Source organism: Bacillus sp. LR--39 (assembly GCF_053613335.1).
Window position 1 is genome coordinate 1 of the sequence record NZ_JBSIOT010000650.1, and the last position, 815, is coordinate 815.

Sequence of the window (815 nt, forward strand, 5' to 3'; positions counted from 1 at the left end):
TGAATAACATCAGCGGACTTTTTTGGTTAAAATTGAGTGTTGTTGTTTTCGTAAATATGCTGAACACCAATCCATTTTTGACCGACATTAGAGTAGCGTATATTTGTCATTCTGACCGTGCTTGTTTTGCTGTCCGTCCGGAATATCGCTTCCTTCATGTTTGTGATGGTGCACTTATCGATGATCACATCAACGTGGAAGGTTGAACCGCCAAGCTGTCTTATGAACTTTCCGCCATTGTCTGCCGTGAAGTTTTTCACTGTGAATGTACTGGCTTTATTGATTTGGAATATCTTATCTGACGCTTTTTGTGCAGAACCGCCGTCGATCGTCACTTTTCCTTCCTTCTTCACCGTTAACGCATCCTCACCAACATCTTCCCATTTCACATTCTGAATGTTAACGTTTCCATAAGTGTGTACGCCATCAGCGGCAGGGGCGCCAAGCACCACATTTTTCAGGGTTGCACCATCCTCCACACGAAAAACAGGGTCTTGGTTTTCTGACTGGCTTCCGTCGCCTAATTCTTTCCCTGCCACAAACCGCTGTCCTTTCCCGTCATATGTTGTATTTTTTGGTACGATAATTGTTTCGTGCACCACTTTGTCTGCTGCAAAAGCGGTTGATGACTGAAACTGGCTGAACCCCATAACCAAACCGAACATAAATAGGATAGACACGAATTTTTTCAATGATAAATCCTCCCCGGATATCTTTCATTTTTTGCAAGAGAAGCGTCAGCGACTTGCTCCGGCTTCTCTCGCATAGATCGGGGCAAGGCTGAATCTGCTTTAATCATAAAAACAGATAGCCTG

General features: G+C 43.9%; 1 protein-coding gene. It reads right to left on the minus strand.

The features are described 5' to 3' along the window. Nucleotides 1-26 precede the first annotated feature (26 nt). Entirely contained in the window at nt 27-692 is a 666-nt protein-coding gene (gene pelC, locus ACWHAR_RS25585) for a pectate/pectin lyase PelC (protein WP_017695284.1), read from the minus strand. Nucleotides 693-815: the final 123 nt, after the last annotated feature.